The sequence below is a fragment of the Lutibacter maritimus genome (assembly GCF_900116115.1).
Taxonomy (GTDB): Bacteria; Bacteroidota; Bacteroidia; order Flavobacteriales; family Flavobacteriaceae; genus Lutibacter; species Lutibacter maritimus.
The window spans coordinates 168,793-185,987 of sequence record NZ_FOZP01000008.1; the positions used below are offsets into that span (position 1 = coordinate 168,793).

Genomic DNA, 17,195 nt, shown 5'->3' on the forward strand with positions numbered 1-17,195 from the left:
ATTTTGTTGAAGCAAATAAAAATATAGAAAATGGATAATTTTTTTAATGATACGCCAGATTTTAAATTTCATTTAGAGCATCCAATAGTAAAAAAAATAGTGAAACTAAAAGAGCGCAATTTTGAAGAATCAGAAACTTATGATTATGCTCCTTTAAACCACGAAGATGCTATTGATACTTATGAAAAAATATTAGAAATTGTTGGTGAAATTTGTGCTGATACTATTTCAGTAAATGCAGAAGGTGTGGATATTGAAGGTCCGCATATTGAAAATAACGAGGTTATTTACGCAAAAGGAACTACTGCAGATTATAAAGCTTTATACGATGCGGGTTTAATTGGAATGTCACTTCCTAGGAAATATGGCGGATTAAATTTTCCTTTATTACCATATGTAATGGCTGCAGAAATGGTTGCTAGAGCCGATGCCGGTTTTGCAAATATTTGGGGATTACAAGATTGTGCCGAAACAATTTACGAATTTGGTAGTGAAGAACAACGAGAAAAATATTTGCCGCGTTTTAACAGAGATGGAGCAACTGCAGCAATGGTTTTAACAGAACCTGATGCAGGATCTGATTTACAATCTGTAAAATTAAAAGCAACTTTTGATAAAGAAAAAAATAAGTGGTTTTTAAACGGAGTAAAGCGTTTTATTACCAATGGTGATGCAGACATTTCGTTAGTTTTAGCACGTTCTGAAGAAAATACAACAGATGCTCGAGGATTATCTATGTTTATTTATGATAGAAATGACCACGCAGTTGAAGTACGTCATTTAGAAAAAAAATTAGGTATAAAAGGTTCACCAACTTGTGAATTGGTATTTAAAAATGCACCAGCAGAATTGGTTGGGAAAGAACGTTTTGGACTGATAAAATATGTAATGGCATTAATGAACTCTGCACGTTTAGGTGTAGGTGCACAATCTGTTGGTATTGCAGATGCTGCATATAGAGAAGCTTTAAAATATGCTGAAGAAAGAGCACAGTTTGGAAAATTTATTGTAAAATTTCCAGCAGTGTATGAAATGCTTACTAATATGAAAGTAAAATTGGATGCGCTTCGTTCTTTATTGTATGAAACTACCAGATTTGTTGATATTTTTAAAGTATATGAAGATGTTTCAAGTGCACGAAGTTTAGAAAGTGAAGAGCGCACTGAAATGAAGCATTATTCAAAATTAGCCAATGTTTTTACGCCATTAATTAAATTAATTGCCAGTGAAGCTTGTAATAGAATGGCTTATGATTCTTTACAAATTCACGGAGGAACCGGTTTTATGCAGGATTTCCCAATTGAACGAATTTATAGAGATGCCAGAATTACTTCAATTTATGAAGGAACAACTCAATTACAAGCAGTTGCAGCTATAAAAGGTGTAACTACTGAAGTGTTTTTAGAACAAATTATACAGTATGACAGCGAAATTTTAGAAGACAGTCCAACTAGAACAAAACTTCAAAAAATGACTGCCAAATTTGATATTATTGGTAAAAAAGTAATAGAAACTAATAATACCGAGTATTTAGATTTTCATGCAAGACGTTTAGTAGAAATGGCTGGAAATATTATTATGGGTTATTTGTTGCTTTTAAACAGTCAGCGTGATGAAAAATTTAGCAAATCAGCGAAACTTTATGTGAATTTAGTAAGCTCTGAAAATAATGAAAAGTTTGATTATATTGATAATTTTGAAATTGAAAACTTAGAGTTGTATAAATTAACGCAAGTTGAAATTTTAAAAGCTGCTGAAGAATTAGAGGAAGTATAAAAAAACAAATCTACAAGTTAAAAAAGCTGTTTGAAAACTTAACTTCAAACAGCTTTTTGTTTTATATAAAATACAGTAAATTTGAATTCTTAAAAATTATTTGTGGAGCTACATTTTTCAATCATTATTCCAGTTTATAATCGTCCTCAAGAAATTGAGGAATTATTAGCTAGTTTGTCAAAACAAACGTATTCAAAGGGTTTTGAAATTATAGTAGTTGAAGATGGATCAGAAAATACTTCAAAAGAAATTGTTGAAAATTTCTCGAATAAATTAACTATTCAATATTTTTTAAAAAATAATACGGGAGCTGGAGCAAGCAGAAATTTTGGAATGCAACATGCTATGGGAAATTACTTTATAATTTTTGATTCAGATTGTGTTATTCCGCCAAACTATTTAGTGGAGGTTGAAAATGCTTTAACTAAAAATTTTACCGATGCTTTCGGCGGAGCAGATGCTGCTCATACTTCTTTTACAGATATTCAAAAAGCTATAAATTATAGTATGACTTCCTTTTTTACTACTGGAGGAATTAGAGGGAATAAAAAAGCAGTTGATAAATTTCAGCCTCGTAGTTTTAATTTGGGGATTTCAAAAAAAGCTTTTGAAGTTACTAATGGATTTTCTAAAATGAAAATTGGTGAAGATATTGATTTAACTTTTAGGCTTTGGGAACACAATTTTGAAACCCAGTTTATTGAAAATGCTTTTGTGTACCATAAACGTAGAGCAACATTTCAGCAATTTTTTAAACAAACATTTGCGTTTGGAAAAGGTAGACCATTTTTAAATAAAAAATATCCTGGAACAGCGAAAATCACCTATTGGTTTCCTTCTATTTTTATTGTTGGTTTTTTGTTTTCAGTGTTAATCTATATATTTAATTTTCCCTATTTTATATGGTTTTATGCTGTGTATTTTATAATAATTTTTGTTGATTCTATACTGAAAAATAAAAGTATTAAAGTTGCTTTTTTAAGTATACTTACTACTCTAATTCAATTTACGGGTTATGGTTTTGGTTTTTTGAAAGGAATTGTTTCAAATTAAATTAAAAAAAAACTGACTAAAATTTTAAATTTCAATCAGTTTTTTAAAAGTTAATAACGAATTTTATTCAACTTTATCTTTCCCTTTTCCCTTACTAATTTTAATAGTAAGTTCATTTTTTTCTTTATCTAAATCCATGTTTATAGCATCACCTTCTTTTAGCGAAGAATTTACAATTTCTTCTGCCAAGGCATCTTCAATATATTTTTGAATAGCACGTTTTAAAGGTCTTGCTCCATATTGTTTATCAAATCCTTTGTCAGCTATGTAATCTTTTGCTTCTTCAGAAAGATTTAATTTATAACCCAATCCTTCAATACGAGTTACTAATTTTTTCAATTCAATATCAATAATGGAATGAATATCTTCGCGCTCTAAAGCGTTAAATACAATTACATCATCAATTCTATTTAAAAATTCTGGTGCAAAAGATTTTTTAAGTGCGTTTTCTATCACACTTTTGGCATTTGCATCAGCTTGAGCTGTTTTAGAAGCGGTTCCAAAACCAACACCAGCGCCAAAATCTTTTAGTTGACGTGAACCAATGTTAGAAGTCATAATAATAATGGTATTTCTAAAATCAATGCGTCTTCCTAAACTGTCTGTAATATGTCCATCATCCAAAATTTGTAGTAACATATTAAAAACGTCAGGATGCGCTTTTTCAATTTCATCTAATAAAACAACGGCATACGGTTTGCGTCTAATTTTTTCAGTCAATTGTCCACCTTCTTCATAACCAACGTACCCAGGAGGTGCTCCAATTAAACGAGAAATGGCAAATTTTTCCATATACTCACTCATATCAATTCTAACAAGCGAATCTTCGCTGTCAAATAATTCACGTGCTAATACTTTAGCTAATTGCGTTTTTCCAACACCAGTTTGACCTAAAAATATAAATGAGCCAATTGGTTTGTTTGGGTCTTTTAAACCAACTCTGTTACGTTGAATTGCTTTAACAACTTTAGAAACAGCATCATCTTGCCCAATAACTTTTCCTTTAATTAAAATTGGCAACTCATTTAAACGTTTGGTTTCAGCTTCAGCAACTCTATTTACAGGAATTCCTGTCATCATGGAAACTACTTCAGCAACATTATCTTCAGTAACGGTTTCACGATTTAATTTTGAAGCTTCTTCCCACTTTTTTTGTTCAGTTTGAAGTAATCCTTCAACACGTTTTTCATCATCACGTAAACGAGCCGCTTCTTCATATTTTTGACCGTTTACAGCTGCAGTTTTATCTTCTTTAATTTTTTCTAATTGTGCCTCAAGGTTTAACACTTCTTTTGGAACAATAATGTTTGTAATATGAATTCTTGAGCCAGCTTCATCTAATGCATCAATTGCTTTATCTGGTAAAAAACGATCCGTCATGTATCTGCTGGTTAATTTTACACAAGCTTCAATAGCTTCATCAGTATAAGTTACATTGTGATGATCTTCGTATTTATCTTTAATATTATTTAAAATTTGAATAGTTTCTTCAACGTTTGTTGGTTCTACTAACACTTTTTGAAATCTACGTTCTAAAGCACCATCTTTTTCAATATTAGTTCTAAATTCATCTAAAGTTGTAGCTCCAATACATTGTATTTCGCCTCTAGCTAAAGCAGGTTTTAACATATTAGAAGCGTCTAAAGATCCTGTAGCACCACCAGCTCCAACAATGGTATGAATTTCATCAATAAATAAAATAATATCATCATTTTTTTCAAGTTCATTCATTAGGGCTTTCATACGCTCTTCAAATTGTCCACGGTATTTTGTGCCAGCAACCAAACTTGCTAAATCTAAAGAAACAATACGTTTGTTAAAAAGTATTCTTGAAACTTTACGTTGAATAATTCTTAAAGCCAAACCTTCTGCTATGGCAGATTTACCAACACCTGGTTCACCAATTAACATTGGATTGTTCTTTTTTCTTCTACTTAAAATTTGAGAAACGCGCTCTATTTCTTTTTTTCTACCAACAACAGGATCTAAGTTACCTTCTTCGGCTAAACGTGTTAAATCGCGTCCAAAGTTATCTAAAACAGGTGTTTTTGACTTCTTTAAAGGGGCTTTTTCTCCAGGTTTAGATTGTTCAAAAGGGTTAGATTTTGGTGAGTCAAAATCATCATCTGATGAATTTTCAGCTTTCGGTAAATCAATTTCTTCCTCTAAGAATAGTTGTTTAAATACGTTTTTTACATCTTCGTATGATGCATCAAAATTATGCATAAGCTTTGTTGTTGGGTCGTTTTCATTACGTAAAATACAAAGTAATAAATGCGCAGTATTAACAGCATCACTTTGGTATAATTTAGCTTCTAAAAACGTAGTTTTTAATGCTTTTTCAGCTTGTCTTGTTAAGTGTAAGTTTTTCTTTTCATTTGAAAATACACTACTAGGATTTACAGGACTTAAGCCTTCAATTTTTTTTCTTAAATGATCTAAATTTATTTCTAAATAATTTAATATTTCTATTGCTTTTCCTTCTCCTTTTCTTAAAATGCCTAACATAAGGTGTTCCGTGCCTATAAAATCATGTCCTAAACGCAAGGCTTCCTCTTTGCTATATGCAATCACATCTTTAACCTTTGGTGAAAAATTATCGTCCATTTTTTTAAGTTTATATGGTAAAATTAACTGATTTTTTTCTTTTTTTTGCACAAAAACAAGTCCACTTTTTATTAATTTAATTTTTTAACATTTTTTTAGGTCTTAAATTTGTTGTTAATCAGTTAATTATGAATGATATAGATAAGTTGTTTGTTGTTGATAAATATTAAAAAAACAAGCGTCTATTTGACTTGTAAAAAAGTGAAAAATTGTATATTGCTTTGTTAAAAAAAGACACTAAAATAAATTAAAAATATATGGCAGACGGAGAAAAACTGATACCAATAAATATTGAAGATGAAATGAAATCTGCGTACATTGATTACTCAATGTCCGTAATTGTTTCAAGAGCTTTGCCTGATGTTCGAGATGGTTTAAAACCAGTACACAGAAGGGTATTATATGGTATGCATGAATTAGGAATTAAAGCTACTGGATCTTATAAAAAATCAGCAAGAGTTGTAGGGGAAGTTTTAGGTAAATATCACCCACATGGTGATACATCTGTTTACGACTCAATGGTGCGTATGGCACAAGATTGGAGTGTGCGTTATATGATGGTTGATGGACAAGGTAACTTTGGTTCGGTTGATGGTGATAGTCCAGCAGCAATGCGTTATACAGAGGTGCGTATGCAAAAAATATCAGAAGAAATGTTATCTGATATTGAAAAAGATACTGTAGATCACAAATTAAATTTTGATGATACTTTAAATGAGCCTACAGTTTTACCAACCAGAATTCCAAACCTTTTAGTTAATGGAGCATCAGGAATTGCAGTTGGTATGGCAACAAATATGGCGCCACATAATTTAACCGAAGTTGTTAATGGAACTTTAGCTTATATTGATAACAGAGATATTGAAATTTCTGAATTAATGCAGCACATAAAAGCTCCAGATTTTCCAACAGGTGGTATTATTTATGGATATGATGGTGTAAAAGAAGCTTTTGAAACTGGTAGAGGTAGAATTGTTATGCGTGCAAAAGCTACTATTGAAGAAGTGCAAGGAAGAGAATGCATAATTGTTACCGAAATACCTTACCAAGTTAACAAGGCAGAAATGATTAAAAAAACTGCTGATTTAGTTAACGAAAAAAAATTAGAAGGTATTGCTAATATTCGTGATGAGTCGGATAGAAATGGAATGCGTATTGTGTATATATTGAAGCGTGACGCAATTCCAAATATTGTACTTAATAAATTATTTAAATACACAGCGTTACAAACGTCTTTCAGTGTAAACAATATTGCATTAGTAAAAGGTAGACCACAACAATTAAACCTAAAACAATTAATTCATTACTTTGTTGAACACAGGCATGAAGTAATTGTTAGAAGAACTGAATATGAACTTAAAAAAGCTGAAGCCAGAGCGCATATTTTAGAAGGTTTAATTATTGCAAGTGATAATATTGATGAAGTAATTAAAATAATTAGAGCTTCTTCAAATGCTGATGAAGCTAGAGAGAGTTTGATGACACGTTTTGAATTAACTGAAATTCAAGCAAGAGCCATTGTAGAAATGCGTTTGCGTCAACTTACTGGTTTAGAGCAAGATAAATTACGTGCTGAATATGAAGATATTATTAAATTAATTGCTGATTTAAAAGATATTTTAGCAAATGAACCAAGACGTTACGAAATTATTAAAGAAGAATTAGTAGCTGTTAGAGATAAATATGGCGATGATCGTAGATCGGTAATTGAATATGCAGGTGGAGATTTATCTATTGAAGATATGATTCCAAATTCAAATGTGGTTGTTACAATTTCTCATGCAGGATATGTAAAACGTACTAATCTAGATGAATATAAAGTTCAAAATAGAGGAGGTAGAGGCCAAAAAGGAGTTGCAACAAGAAATGAAGATTTCTTAGAGCATTTATTTGTTGGAACAAACCACCAATATATGCTGTTTTTTACTCAAAAAGGAAAAGTATTTTGGATGCGCGTTTATGAAATTCCAGAAGGAGGCAAAAACTCTAAAGGTAGAGCAATTCAAAACTTAATTAACATTGAACAAGATGATAAAGTAAAAGCTTTCCTTGTTACTGAAGATTTAAAAGATGAAGATTATGTAAACAACCACTACATAATTATGGCTACCAAAGAAGGTCAAGTTAAAAAAACACCGCTTGAGCAATATTCTCGTCCACGTACAAATGGTATAAATGCTATTACTATTAAAGAAGGTGATGAGTTGCTAGAAGCAAAATTAACCAATGGTACAAGTCAAATTATGTTGGCTGTAAAATCTGGTAAAGCTATTCGTTTTGAAGAAGAAAAAACACGGCCAATGGGTAGAAATGCTTCAGGTGTTAGAGGAATTAAATTAGCCAATAAAAAAGATGAAGTAATTGGTATGATTGCTGTTGACGATTTAAGTAGCAATATACTTGTGGTTTCAGAAAATGGTTATGGCAAACAATCTAGTATTGAAGATTATAGAATTACAAACCGTGGAGGTAAAGGTGTAAAAACTATTAGTATCACAGAAAAAACAGGAAATTTAGTTGCTATTAAAAATGTAACAGATGAAGACGATTTAATGATTATCAATAAATCAGGTATTACAATTCGTTTAGCAGTTACAGATTTAAGAGTTATGGGGCGTGCAACACAAGGTGTGAAACTGATTAATATTAAAGATAATGATTCAATTGCTGCAGTAGCTAAAGTACCGCATGAAGATGATGAAGATTTAGAAAATATTGATGGAATGGAAAATGGCACGGAAATTGAAAACAATAATGATGAGAGTACAAATCAAGAATAAATAAGAATAAATAAGAATAAATCAAATACAATGAAAAATCAAATATTATTTTTGTCTGTTTTTTTAATAAGCATGACAATTTTCGGACAGAAAGATGAAATAAAATCGGCCGAAAAAGCTATAAAATCAAACGATTTTAATACGGCAATATCTGCAATTCAGCAAGCTGAAAATTTAATTTCTAATGCAGACGATAAACTGAAAGCAAAATTTTATTACATAAAAGGATTAGCTTTATATCAAAATGGTGGTCCACAAATGGATGTAAATAAAACTGCAGCAGCATTTAATGAATTACTTGCTTTTGAAAAAAGCATAAATTCTTATAAATACAGTGATGAAGTTAACAGTTTAATTGGTAAAATGGTTAATGATATTGCAACAAAGGCTACTGAAGATTATACTTTAGCACTAGAAACTAAAGAACCTGAAGATTTTAAGAAAGCAGCAAAACAATTTCATCAAGTTTATTTGTTGAGTAAATCAGACACAGTATATCTAGACAATGCAGCTTTAGTTTATTATTTTGGTAAAGATTATGCTACTTCTCGAGATTTATACCAACAACTTTTAGATTTAAATTATACTGGTATTGCTGAAGAATATATTGCTACAAATAAAGCTGATGGCCAAGATGTTACTTATCCAGATAAAAAAGCAATGGATTTACAAGTTAAGTTAGGAATTGCTGAAAATCCAAGAGTTGAAGTTAAAGAATCTAGACGTGAAATGATTTTCAAAAACTTAGCACAAAATTATTCTGACCTAGGTGAGATGGATAAAGCATTAGAATATATTGCAAAAGGTAGAGTTGAATTTCCAAAAAGCTATTCATTATTAATTGACGAAGCTAATATTTATTACAAGTTAGGGGATAATGCCAAATTTAAAGAGCGTTTAGAAATGGCTATTGAAATGAATCCTACTGAGCCTACTTTATATTATAATGTAGGTGTAATGAACATGGATCAAAAAAACTTAGATGAAGCCATCAAATATTTTGAAAAAGCAATTGAGTTAAATCCAGATTATGGTGATGCATATAACAATATTGGAGCTGCAATTATTGATAAAGCTGCACCTATTATTGATGAAATGAATAAAAGTTTATCAGATTTTGCAAAATATGATAAATTACAAAAGCAGCAATTTGAAATTTACGGGAAAGCAGTTCCTTACTACGAAAAAGCTTTTGAATTAAATAAATCTAGTATAAGCGTGGTTCAAACATTAATGGGGTTATATGAAAACCTTGGAATGAATGAAAAACTTGAAGCGATGCAAGCTGTTTATGAAGAGTTAAAAGCCGAATAATTAAAATAATATAAAAAAAAAGCTCACAATTTTGTGAGCTTTTTTTTTATATTATTTTCTTAATAACTCTCAGCTTATGAGAATGTCTTTGAGTATCAATATTAAATATTCCGCTATGATCAATTCTATCAATTCTAACTTTGCCATGTGCGTGAATAATATAATTGTCATTCATAATAATACCAACATGAGTAATAGTACCTTCGTTGTTATCAAAAAAAGCTAAATCTCCAGGTTCACTTTCTTCTATAAAACTTAAAACTTCACCCTGTGTTGCTTGTTGTGATGCGTCACGTAATAATTTATACCCACAAAGTTTATAAACCATTTGTGTAAAACCAGAGCAATCAATACCAAAAGGTGATTTTCCTCCCCATAAATAAGGGGTATTTAAAAAAATATAAGCAATTTCAATAATGGAATTTTTGGTTAATTTTTTATCAAATATTTTTCCTTCATATTGGTAATTAGTGGTATTAATAACTAATTGTTGGTTGCTATAAAAAGGCAAACACGAACCAATAGGGATAGTTAAAAAACTTTGATCAGTTTTAGTTACAAAATCAATAATTTCAGCAGACAATATAGTACTAGAACTTTCAATAGATAAAAATAATTCTTCTGAAATTTCTTCATACTGTTTTTTATCTACCCAACCTTCATAATTATCAAAAGCTACTCTAATTTTACTCCAATTTTTACGTACTTCTAACACCTTAAAATGTTCACCAAATAATAATTGAGAAACCATTTCACTGGCATCATCTGGTTCAATTCTTAAGGGTATTATACTTAAATTACAAATTCCGTAATGCATATAATTTAATTACATTCGTTCAATAACAATTGCACTTGCACCGCCGCCGCCATTACAAATTCCTGCTGCTCCAAGTTTCGCATTTTTTTGTTCTAATATAGATGTTAAAGCAATTACAATTCTTGCGCCAGACATTCCTAATGGATGTCCTAAAGAAACTGCACCGCCGTTAACATTTACTTTGTCAGGATTTAATCCTAAAATTTTAATATTAGCTAAACCTACAACTGAAAAAGCTTCATTTAGTTCAAAATAATCTATTTCATTTTGATTAACACCGGCATTTGACAATGCTTTTGGTAATGCTTTTGCTGGAGCTGTTGTAAACCATTTAGGTTCATGTGCAGCATCGGCATAACCTCTTATTTTTGCAATTGGTTTTAAACCTAATTCTGTTGCTTTTTCAATACTCATTAAAACTAAAGCTGCAGCACCATCATTTAGTGTAGAAGCATTTGCGGCTGTAACTGTTCCATCTTTACTAAAAACAGGTCGTAAAGTTGGTATTTTTTCTAAAATTACATTTTTGTATTCTTCATCTTCAGAAAATAAAATTGGATCGCCTTTTCTTTGAGGAATTTCTACTGGAACAACTTCATTTTTAAAATTTCCGTTTTCCCAAGCCTTTGCAGATTTTTTGTAAGACTCAATAGCAAAATTATCTTGATCTTCTCTAGAAAAACTATATTCAGTAGCACATAAATCGCCACAAGTTCCCATATGTTGGCCATCATATACATCAGTTAAGCCATCAACTAATAAGCCGTCTTTTAAAGTAATATTGCCAAGTTTAGCACCTTTTCTACCTTCCATATAATGTGGAATACTACTCATATTTTCCATTCCACCAGCAACAACAATTTCGGCATCACCACATTTAATTGCTTGAGTTGCTAACATAATAGCTTTCATTCCTGATGAACAAACTTTATTGATAGTTGTACACGGAACAGTATTAGGAATTCCTGCAAATATAGCTGCTTGTTTAGCTGGCGCTTGTCCTAGCCCAGCAGAAACAACATTTCCCATGTAAACTTCATCAACAAGATTTGGATTTAAATTTATTTTATTTAAAGCGCCTTTTATGGCTATTGCTCCTAATTTTGTAGCTGAAATATTTGATAAGCTACCTAAAAAGCTTCCAATAGGAGTTCTGGCTACGGATACTATAACTACTTCTTTCATATACTTGGTTAAATTCAATTGCGAATTTATGAATTTTTAAGCAATCTTTTAAATTATGCAACAGTCTTTATTAAATGTAATAATTATTACTTTGAAGAGTAGTAGGTTTTATAATTTTCATGAAGTATTCAAAAACAACTAATTATGAAAAAAACTACACAATTTAAAAATCATTATATAGCTATAATTGGAGGTTCTATATCAGGCTCGGAAGCTGCTAATGTGTTGGCTCAGAATGGATTTAGAGTAGTAGTTTTTGATATGAATAAGTTGCCATATGGTAAAATAGAAGATGGTTTACCAAATTGGCATGTAAATTTAAGAGATCGGCAAATTGCTGAAATAGATTCAAAATTGGATCAAGAAAATATTCGATTTGTACCATGTGTAAAGATTGGAAATGATATTGATTTTATAGATTTAGTAAATAATTGGGGTTTTTCGGCAATTATTTTAGCAAATGGAGCTTGGCAAGATAGAACACTTCAAATTCCTTCTACCGAAAAATTTATTGATAGAGATATTATTTATCAAAATTCATTTATTAATTGGTTTAACCACAAACATGAGCATGATTATTTTGGTAAAAATTATTTTATTAAAAACAATACGGTTGTAATTGGTGGTGGTTTAGCATCATTAGATGTTATAAAAGTAGTTATGATTGAGTTGGTTAAAAAACAATTGTATTTAAAAAAAGGGATTGATATAGATCTATTTACGTTAGAAAAGGAAGGTATTTTAGATATTTTGCAAAAAAATAATACCACATTAAATGAATTAGGAATAAAAAAAGCAACATTGGTTTATAGACGAACTGCAAATGATATGCCTTTAAAATCTCCAAAAGATGAGCGTATTGAAAGTGTTGAAAAAGCAAAACTAGTTTCAGAAAAGTTGTTAAATAAATATGTTGAAAAATATCAATTCAATTTTATTCCGTTATCAATTCCTGTTAAATTAAGTGAAAAAAATGGAAAACTTTCAGGTTTAATTTTACAAAATGTAGAAATTATAAATGGAAATGTAGTTCCTATTGAAAATAGTTTTAATAAAGTAATTTGTGAAATGTTAATTTCATCTATTGGTAGTATTCCTGAGAAAATAGAAGGTTTAAATTACACTAATTCTTCTTTGAAAATGAGAGATGAGAGAGATTATCATGTGTATGGATTTGAAAATGTTTTTGCCATTGGAAACGCTGTTACTGGTAGAGGAAATATTCAAGAATCTAAACAACACGGAAAGCAGATGACTGAAATTATTATAGATAAACATTTAACTGAAGATGCCTTTGAGAAATGGTTAACAAATCATAACAATCAAATAAAAAGTAAGGTTAAAAAACAATTAAATTCTATAATTGAACAAATTAAAATACAAGAAATTAAATCCGAAGAAATAACGCAAGAAATTTTAAATAAAACTGCAGCTATTCATAAAAAATTAAATTATACTACTTATAAAAATTGGATTTTTAAAAATACGCCTATCAGATTAGAAGATATCTTAAAAAATAAAGATGATTGCAAATGTTCATAAAATAATTATTGCTATTTTTGAAATGCAAAAATAACTTCGTGAAAAACACTATAAATAAATTACTTGTAAACCACTCCTTATTTTACAAAGCACTTTTATATGTTGCTACAGTAATTTTAGTTGTGTATTTATTTCCTAAAAGTGGACATTTTAAATATGAATTTCAAAAAGGAAAACCTTGGCAATATGAAAATTATTATGCTCCTTTTGATTTTGCCATTCAAAAAACACAAGAAGAAATAGATAAAGAAATACTTGAAACCAAAGAATTTTCTAAACAATATTTTTATTATAATGAAGACATTGTTGCAAATGTAAAAGCAACAATTAATGAATTGGTTGAAGAAGTAGTTTCAGCATCAGATCTTTCTAAAGTTGAAAAAAATACTTTAATTGAAAAGTCAAATCAAATTATTGAAAAGGTTTATGAATTCGGGTATTTAGAGAGTTCTAGTGAGCAAAAAAATGAACAAACTATAATTACCTTACGAAAAGGGAATAAAATTCAGGAAATTCAACTTCATAAAATATTTTTATCAAACCAACTATTAGATTTTATTCAGGCAGAAATCGGTAAAGAACCTTTCAATGAAACCGAAATTACTGTTATTAATATAATACATAAAGAGCTAAAACCAAATGTAAGTTTTGATGAAAGTTTTACTCAAAAAGTGTTGAATGAAAATTTAAGCAAAATATCATATACAAAAGGACTTGTGTCTGAAAATGAACGAATTATTTTTAAAGGAGATATTGTTGAAGGTAAAAAATTTATGATTTTAACGTCGTTAAAAAATGAGTTTGAATCGCAAGTTTGGAGTAAATCTAATTATAATTGGATTGTTACAGGTTACACATTATTAGTCGCGTTATCCTTTTTAATGATATTTTTATTTTTAAGAAAATATCGTTTAGATATTTTTGAAAATAACACCAAAGTATCGTTTATATTTTTCAATATAATTTTAATAATATTACTAATTACATTTATAGTAAAGTACGATGCAAAGTACGTTTATATTGCACCAATAGTGATATTGCCATTAGTTCATAAAGCTTTTTTTGATGCTCGTTTAGGATTATTTACACACGTTTTAACAGTATTATTGTTAGGTTTTATAGTACCTAATAGTTTCGAATTTATTTTCTTACAAATTATAGCTGGGATTGTTACAATATTAACAATTTCTGAATTGTACAAAAGAGCCAATTTATTTATATCAGTATTGCAAATTACCTTTGTATATTTTGTAGCGTATTTTGCATTCTCTATAATTCAAGAAGGAAATGCACAAAACTTAAATTATGAAAAATTTGTTTACTTTGTTTTAAACGGAGCTGCTACATTATTTGTTTTACCGTTAATTTATATATTCGAAAGGTTATTTGGTTTAGTTTCAGACGAATCGTTAAAAGAATTATCCAATACTAATTCAAAATTATTAAGAGAATTAGCAGAAAAAGCACCTGGAACTTTTCAACATTCTTTACAAGTTGCAAATTTATGTGAAGCATGTGCAAATGAAATTCATGCAAACGCAATGTTGGTGAGAACCGGAGCATTATATCATGATATAGGAAAAATGCTAAATCCAATGTATTTTACCGAAAACCAAACAACTACAGTAAATCCACATAGTGATTTAACGCCAAAAGATAGTGCGCAAATAATTATTGACCATATTATAAATGGTGTAGAATTAGCTAAAAAAAATCATATACCAGACAGAATAATTGATTTTATAAGAACCCACCATGGAACAACATTAGTTTATTATTTTTATAAAAAAGAAGAACAATTTGTAGGTGGTAAAGTTGAATTAAACGATTTTCAATATCCAGGACCCATACCATTTTCAAAAGAAACCGCCATTTTAATGATGTGTGATTCGGTTGAAGCAGCTTCAAAAAGCTTAAAAACACCTAGCTCACAATCTATTGATGAGCTGGTTGATAAGATTGTAAATAAGCAAATGGAAGATGGTCAGTTTATGAATGCAGATATTACTTTTAAAGAATTACAAACCATTAAAAAGGTGTTAAAGAAGAAGTTAAAGAATATTTATCATTTGCGAATTGAATACCCAGAATAAATAAACTTATTTATTCTGTAAAAAAAGTAAAAAAATGTTGTGTAAATGCTTTTCTAATGCTACATTTGCACTCGCAAAAATAAGTTCATAAACATATTTTAGGAGAGGTGCCGGAGTGGTAACGGAGCAGATTGCTAATCTGTCGACGGGTAACTGTCGCCAGGGTTCGAGTCCCTGTCTCTCCGCTTTTTTTATTTTCGGGGTGTAGCGTAGCCCGGTTATCGCGCCGCGTTTGGGACGCGGAGGTCGCAGGTTCGAATCCTGCCACCCCGACAGATAACCAGGATTTTTAATCCTAATGGTCGCGTAGCTCAGCTGGATAGAGCATCTGCCTTCTAAGCAGACGGTCACAGGTTCGAATCCTGTCGCGATCACAATTGGTTGAGTTAACCAAAAAAACTAAGTGCTATTGCATAGTTAAAACGCTATGTTTTAGCACTTTATTTTTTTAACTCAATAAATCCAATTTTTTAAATGAACACTTCAGAAGCGATCACTTTGTAAATCCGTAACTGTATTTTTTTCAATTGGTTACGTTTTTTTTGTTTTGCTAAATTCACAACGGCTTCACAACTGAAATAGCTTTTAAAATGAGTTAATGAGTGTTAATTTATTTTTTAATAAATTATTTTTAGTTATTTTATTAAAAATTTATCTATGAAAAAATACAACTCTAATTCCTATATTAATAAATTAAAAATCTACGAATTAAAAGTAGTATTGTTTAATAAAAAAAGTTCACCATTACTAGAACGTAATCTCTTAGAATCTTCATAAACTTTTTACTTCATTTCTATTGCTTTCTGAAAATCATTAATATTTTCTATAGTTTTTGGCTGTTTTTTTTATTTTAGATATTAAATTATTTAAACCGCGTTTTTACCTTTTAATTCTCATTTTTTTCTTTGTTTTAAGTTGCGAAAAAAACAAATAAGTGCACAAATGCCAAATTTCAAAAGAAGATGAATGCTGTAGCTTGTTTTTATTAACTAAAGTCAATTAAATCTAATTTATTTGCCAGTAATTTTGCATAAAATTTAATATGTGAAATTATGAAACAGATAGCGAAAATTTCTGGTGTAGCGTATATAATGATTTTTCTAGCTGGTTTTTATGCCAATTTTGCGGTGCTAGAAAATCTTATAGATAGTGATGATATGCAGATAACAACAGTAAATTTCATTAATAATCATTTACAATTAGGGTATGGATTAATTGGTTTTATTATTATGTTATTTTTTGATGTATTATTGGTTAGGTCTCTTTTTGATTTGACAAAATCAATAAGCAAAAATATATCTTATTTAGCTTCTTTTTTTAGGTTATTACACGCTGTATTTTTTGGTGTTGCTTTATTTAAGTTTTTGGAAATATATCAGCTTACAAGAGAAAGTAATTCTACAAACATACAAAATAGTGTAGCGGAGTTATTATTAGATTTTGAAAAACTTTGGACAGTTGGATTGCTTTTTTTTGGAGTCCATTTAATTGTTTTGGGGTATCTAGCAATAAAATCAACATATATTCCTAAAACATTAGGAGTATTGTTGCTACTCGCAGCAATAGGTTATATAATAGATGGACTGGCAAAACTATTCATGTCAAATTATAGTGACTATAAAGATGTTTTCGAAGTTATAGTAATTATGCCTTCGGTTATAGGTGAGTTCTCGTTAGCCGTTTGGCTTTTGATTAAAGGGTTTAATAAGAAACAATTTAAAATTCTAACCACATAAATCTTGTAACATTTGTGGATGTTTTTGAGTCTTAAAATAAACTAGCAAAGATATCAAGGTGGTTTCTTAAGGTATCTTAAGATTTTTTAGAAATCAACTAACTAATTTTATCAAAACCAAAATACACATATAGCAATGCTATTTATAACAAGGATATTAAAATCATTTTTTTTAATTGTAGATTTTAGATTTCATAATCTTCATAAAATCAAGTTGATAATATTAATGCTTGGTTTTATAAGAGGGGCTCATGCACAGAGAAATGACACTATTTTGATTGAAAATGTAAATG

At 29.6% G+C, this 17,195-nt stretch carries 9 protein-coding genes, 3 tRNA genes and 2 pseudogenes; 10 read left to right on the forward strand and 4 right to left on the reverse strand.

Features of this window, described 5'->3' with window-relative positions:
- Window positions 1-30 precede the first annotated feature (30 nt).
- Window positions 31-1,776, forward strand: a complete 1,746-nt coding sequence (locus tag BM335_RS13570; RefSeq protein ID WP_090229186.1) for an acyl-CoA dehydrogenase family protein — start codon at window positions 31-33, stop codon at window positions 1,774-1,776.
- Window positions 1,777-1,878: 102 nt separating this feature from the next.
- Window positions 1,879-2,829 (forward strand): glycosyltransferase family 2 protein, encoded by a 951-nt coding sequence (locus BM335_RS13575; protein ID WP_090229189.1) that lies wholly within the window; start codon window positions 1,879-1,881, stop codon window positions 2,827-2,829.
- Window positions 2,830-2,892: 63 nt separating this feature from the next.
- Here the strand turns inward: BM335_RS13575 and BM335_RS13580 are convergent.
- Together BM335_RS13580 and BM335_RS16010 are read right to left on the reverse strand one after the other, a co-directional pair.
- Window positions 2,893-4,890: pseudogene (locus BM335_RS13580) on the reverse strand (ATP-dependent Clp protease ATP-binding subunit); the annotation flags it as partial.
- A gap of 414 nt (window positions 4,891-5,304) precedes the next feature.
- Window positions 5,305-5,436: pseudogene (locus tag BM335_RS16010) on the reverse strand (Clp protease N-terminal domain-containing protein); the annotation flags it as partial.
- A gap of 257 nt (window positions 5,437-5,693) precedes the next feature.
- Here BM335_RS16010 and gyrA point away from each other — a divergent pair.
- Both gyrA and BM335_RS13590 read left to right on the forward strand, forming a co-directional pair.
- Window positions 5,694-8,216, forward strand: coding sequence for a DNA gyrase subunit A (gene gyrA / locus BM335_RS13585; protein ID WP_090229194.1), 2,523 nt, complete (start codon window positions 5,694-5,696; stop codon window positions 8,214-8,216).
- Window positions 8,217-8,246: 30 nt separating this feature from the next.
- Complete coding sequence (locus BM335_RS13590) at window positions 8,247-9,530, forward strand: tetratricopeptide repeat protein (protein WP_090229199.1); 1,284 nt, start codon at window positions 8,247-8,249, stop codon at window positions 9,528-9,530.
- A 46-nt stretch (window positions 9,531-9,576) separates the two neighbouring features.
- On the opposite strand, the gene BM335_RS13595 is transcribed toward BM335_RS13590, so the two are convergent.
- Both BM335_RS13595 and BM335_RS13600 read right to left on the reverse strand, forming a co-directional pair.
- Window positions 9,577-10,347 (reverse strand): C40 family peptidase, encoded by a 771-nt coding sequence (locus BM335_RS13595; protein ID WP_090229202.1) that lies wholly within the window; start codon window positions 10,345-10,347, stop codon window positions 9,577-9,579.
- Window positions 10,348-10,356: 9 nt separating this feature from the next.
- A complete protein-coding gene (locus tag BM335_RS13600) occupies window positions 10,357-11,532 on the reverse strand; it encodes an acetyl-CoA C-acyltransferase (RefSeq protein WP_090229205.1) in 1,176 nt (391 codons plus the stop codon).
- Between the two features lie 144 nt (window positions 11,533-11,676).
- Between BM335_RS13600 and BM335_RS13605 the strand changes: the two genes are divergently transcribed.
- From BM335_RS13605 to BM335_RS13630, 6 genes are all read left to right on the forward strand, one after another.
- On the forward strand, window positions 11,677-13,074 hold the full coding sequence (locus BM335_RS13605) for an FAD-dependent oxidoreductase (protein WP_090229209.1): 1,398 nt from the start codon (window positions 11,677-11,679) through the stop codon (window positions 13,072-13,074).
- 38 nt (window positions 13,075-13,112) lie between these two features.
- Window positions 13,113-15,167, forward strand: a complete 2,055-nt coding sequence (locus BM335_RS13610) for an HD family phosphohydrolase (RefSeq protein ID WP_090229214.1) — start codon at window positions 13,113-13,115, stop codon at window positions 15,165-15,167.
- Between the two features lie 101 nt (window positions 15,168-15,268).
- Window positions 15,269-15,352: transfer RNA gene (locus BM335_RS13615), tRNA-Ser, on the forward strand.
- A 13-nt stretch (window positions 15,353-15,365) separates the two neighbouring features.
- A tRNA-Pro gene (locus tag BM335_RS13620) sits at window positions 15,366-15,440 on the forward strand.
- 27 nt (window positions 15,441-15,467) lie between these two features.
- Window positions 15,468-15,541: transfer RNA gene (locus BM335_RS13625), tRNA-Arg, on the forward strand.
- 678 nt (window positions 15,542-16,219) lie between these two features.
- On the forward strand, window positions 16,220-16,903 hold the full coding sequence (locus BM335_RS13630; RefSeq protein WP_090229217.1) for a DUF4386 domain-containing protein: 684 nt from the start codon (window positions 16,220-16,222) through the stop codon (window positions 16,901-16,903).
- Window positions 16,904-17,195 lie beyond the last annotated feature (292 nt).

What these genes read in the sequence shown, in the direction of transcription:
- BM335_RS13570 (WP_090229186.1), top strand. Translation starts at nt 31, where the DNA reads ATGGATAATTTTTTTAATGATACGCCAGATTTTAAATTTCATTTAGAG.
- BM335_RS13630 (WP_090229217.1), top strand. Translation starts at nt 16,220, where the DNA reads ATGAAACAGATAGCGAAAATTTCTGGTGTAGCGTATATAATGATTTTT.
- gyrA (WP_090229194.1), top strand. Translation starts at nt 5,694, where the DNA reads ATGGCAGACGGAGAAAAACTGATACCAATAAATATTGAAGATGAAATG.
- BM335_RS13605 (WP_090229209.1), top strand. Translation starts at nt 11,677, where the DNA reads ATGAAAAAAACTACACAATTTAAAAATCATTATATAGCTATAATTGGA.
- BM335_RS13590 (WP_090229199.1), top strand. Translation starts at nt 8,247, where the DNA reads ATGAAAAATCAAATATTATTTTTGTCTGTTTTTTTAATAAGCATGACA.
- BM335_RS13595 (WP_090229202.1), bottom strand. Translation starts at nt 10,347, where the DNA reads ATGCATTACGGAATTTGTAATTTAAGTATAATACCCTTAAGAATTGAA.
- BM335_RS13600 (WP_090229205.1), bottom strand. Translation starts at nt 11,532, where the DNA reads ATGAAAGAAGTAGTTATAGTATCCGTAGCCAGAACTCCTATTGGAAGC.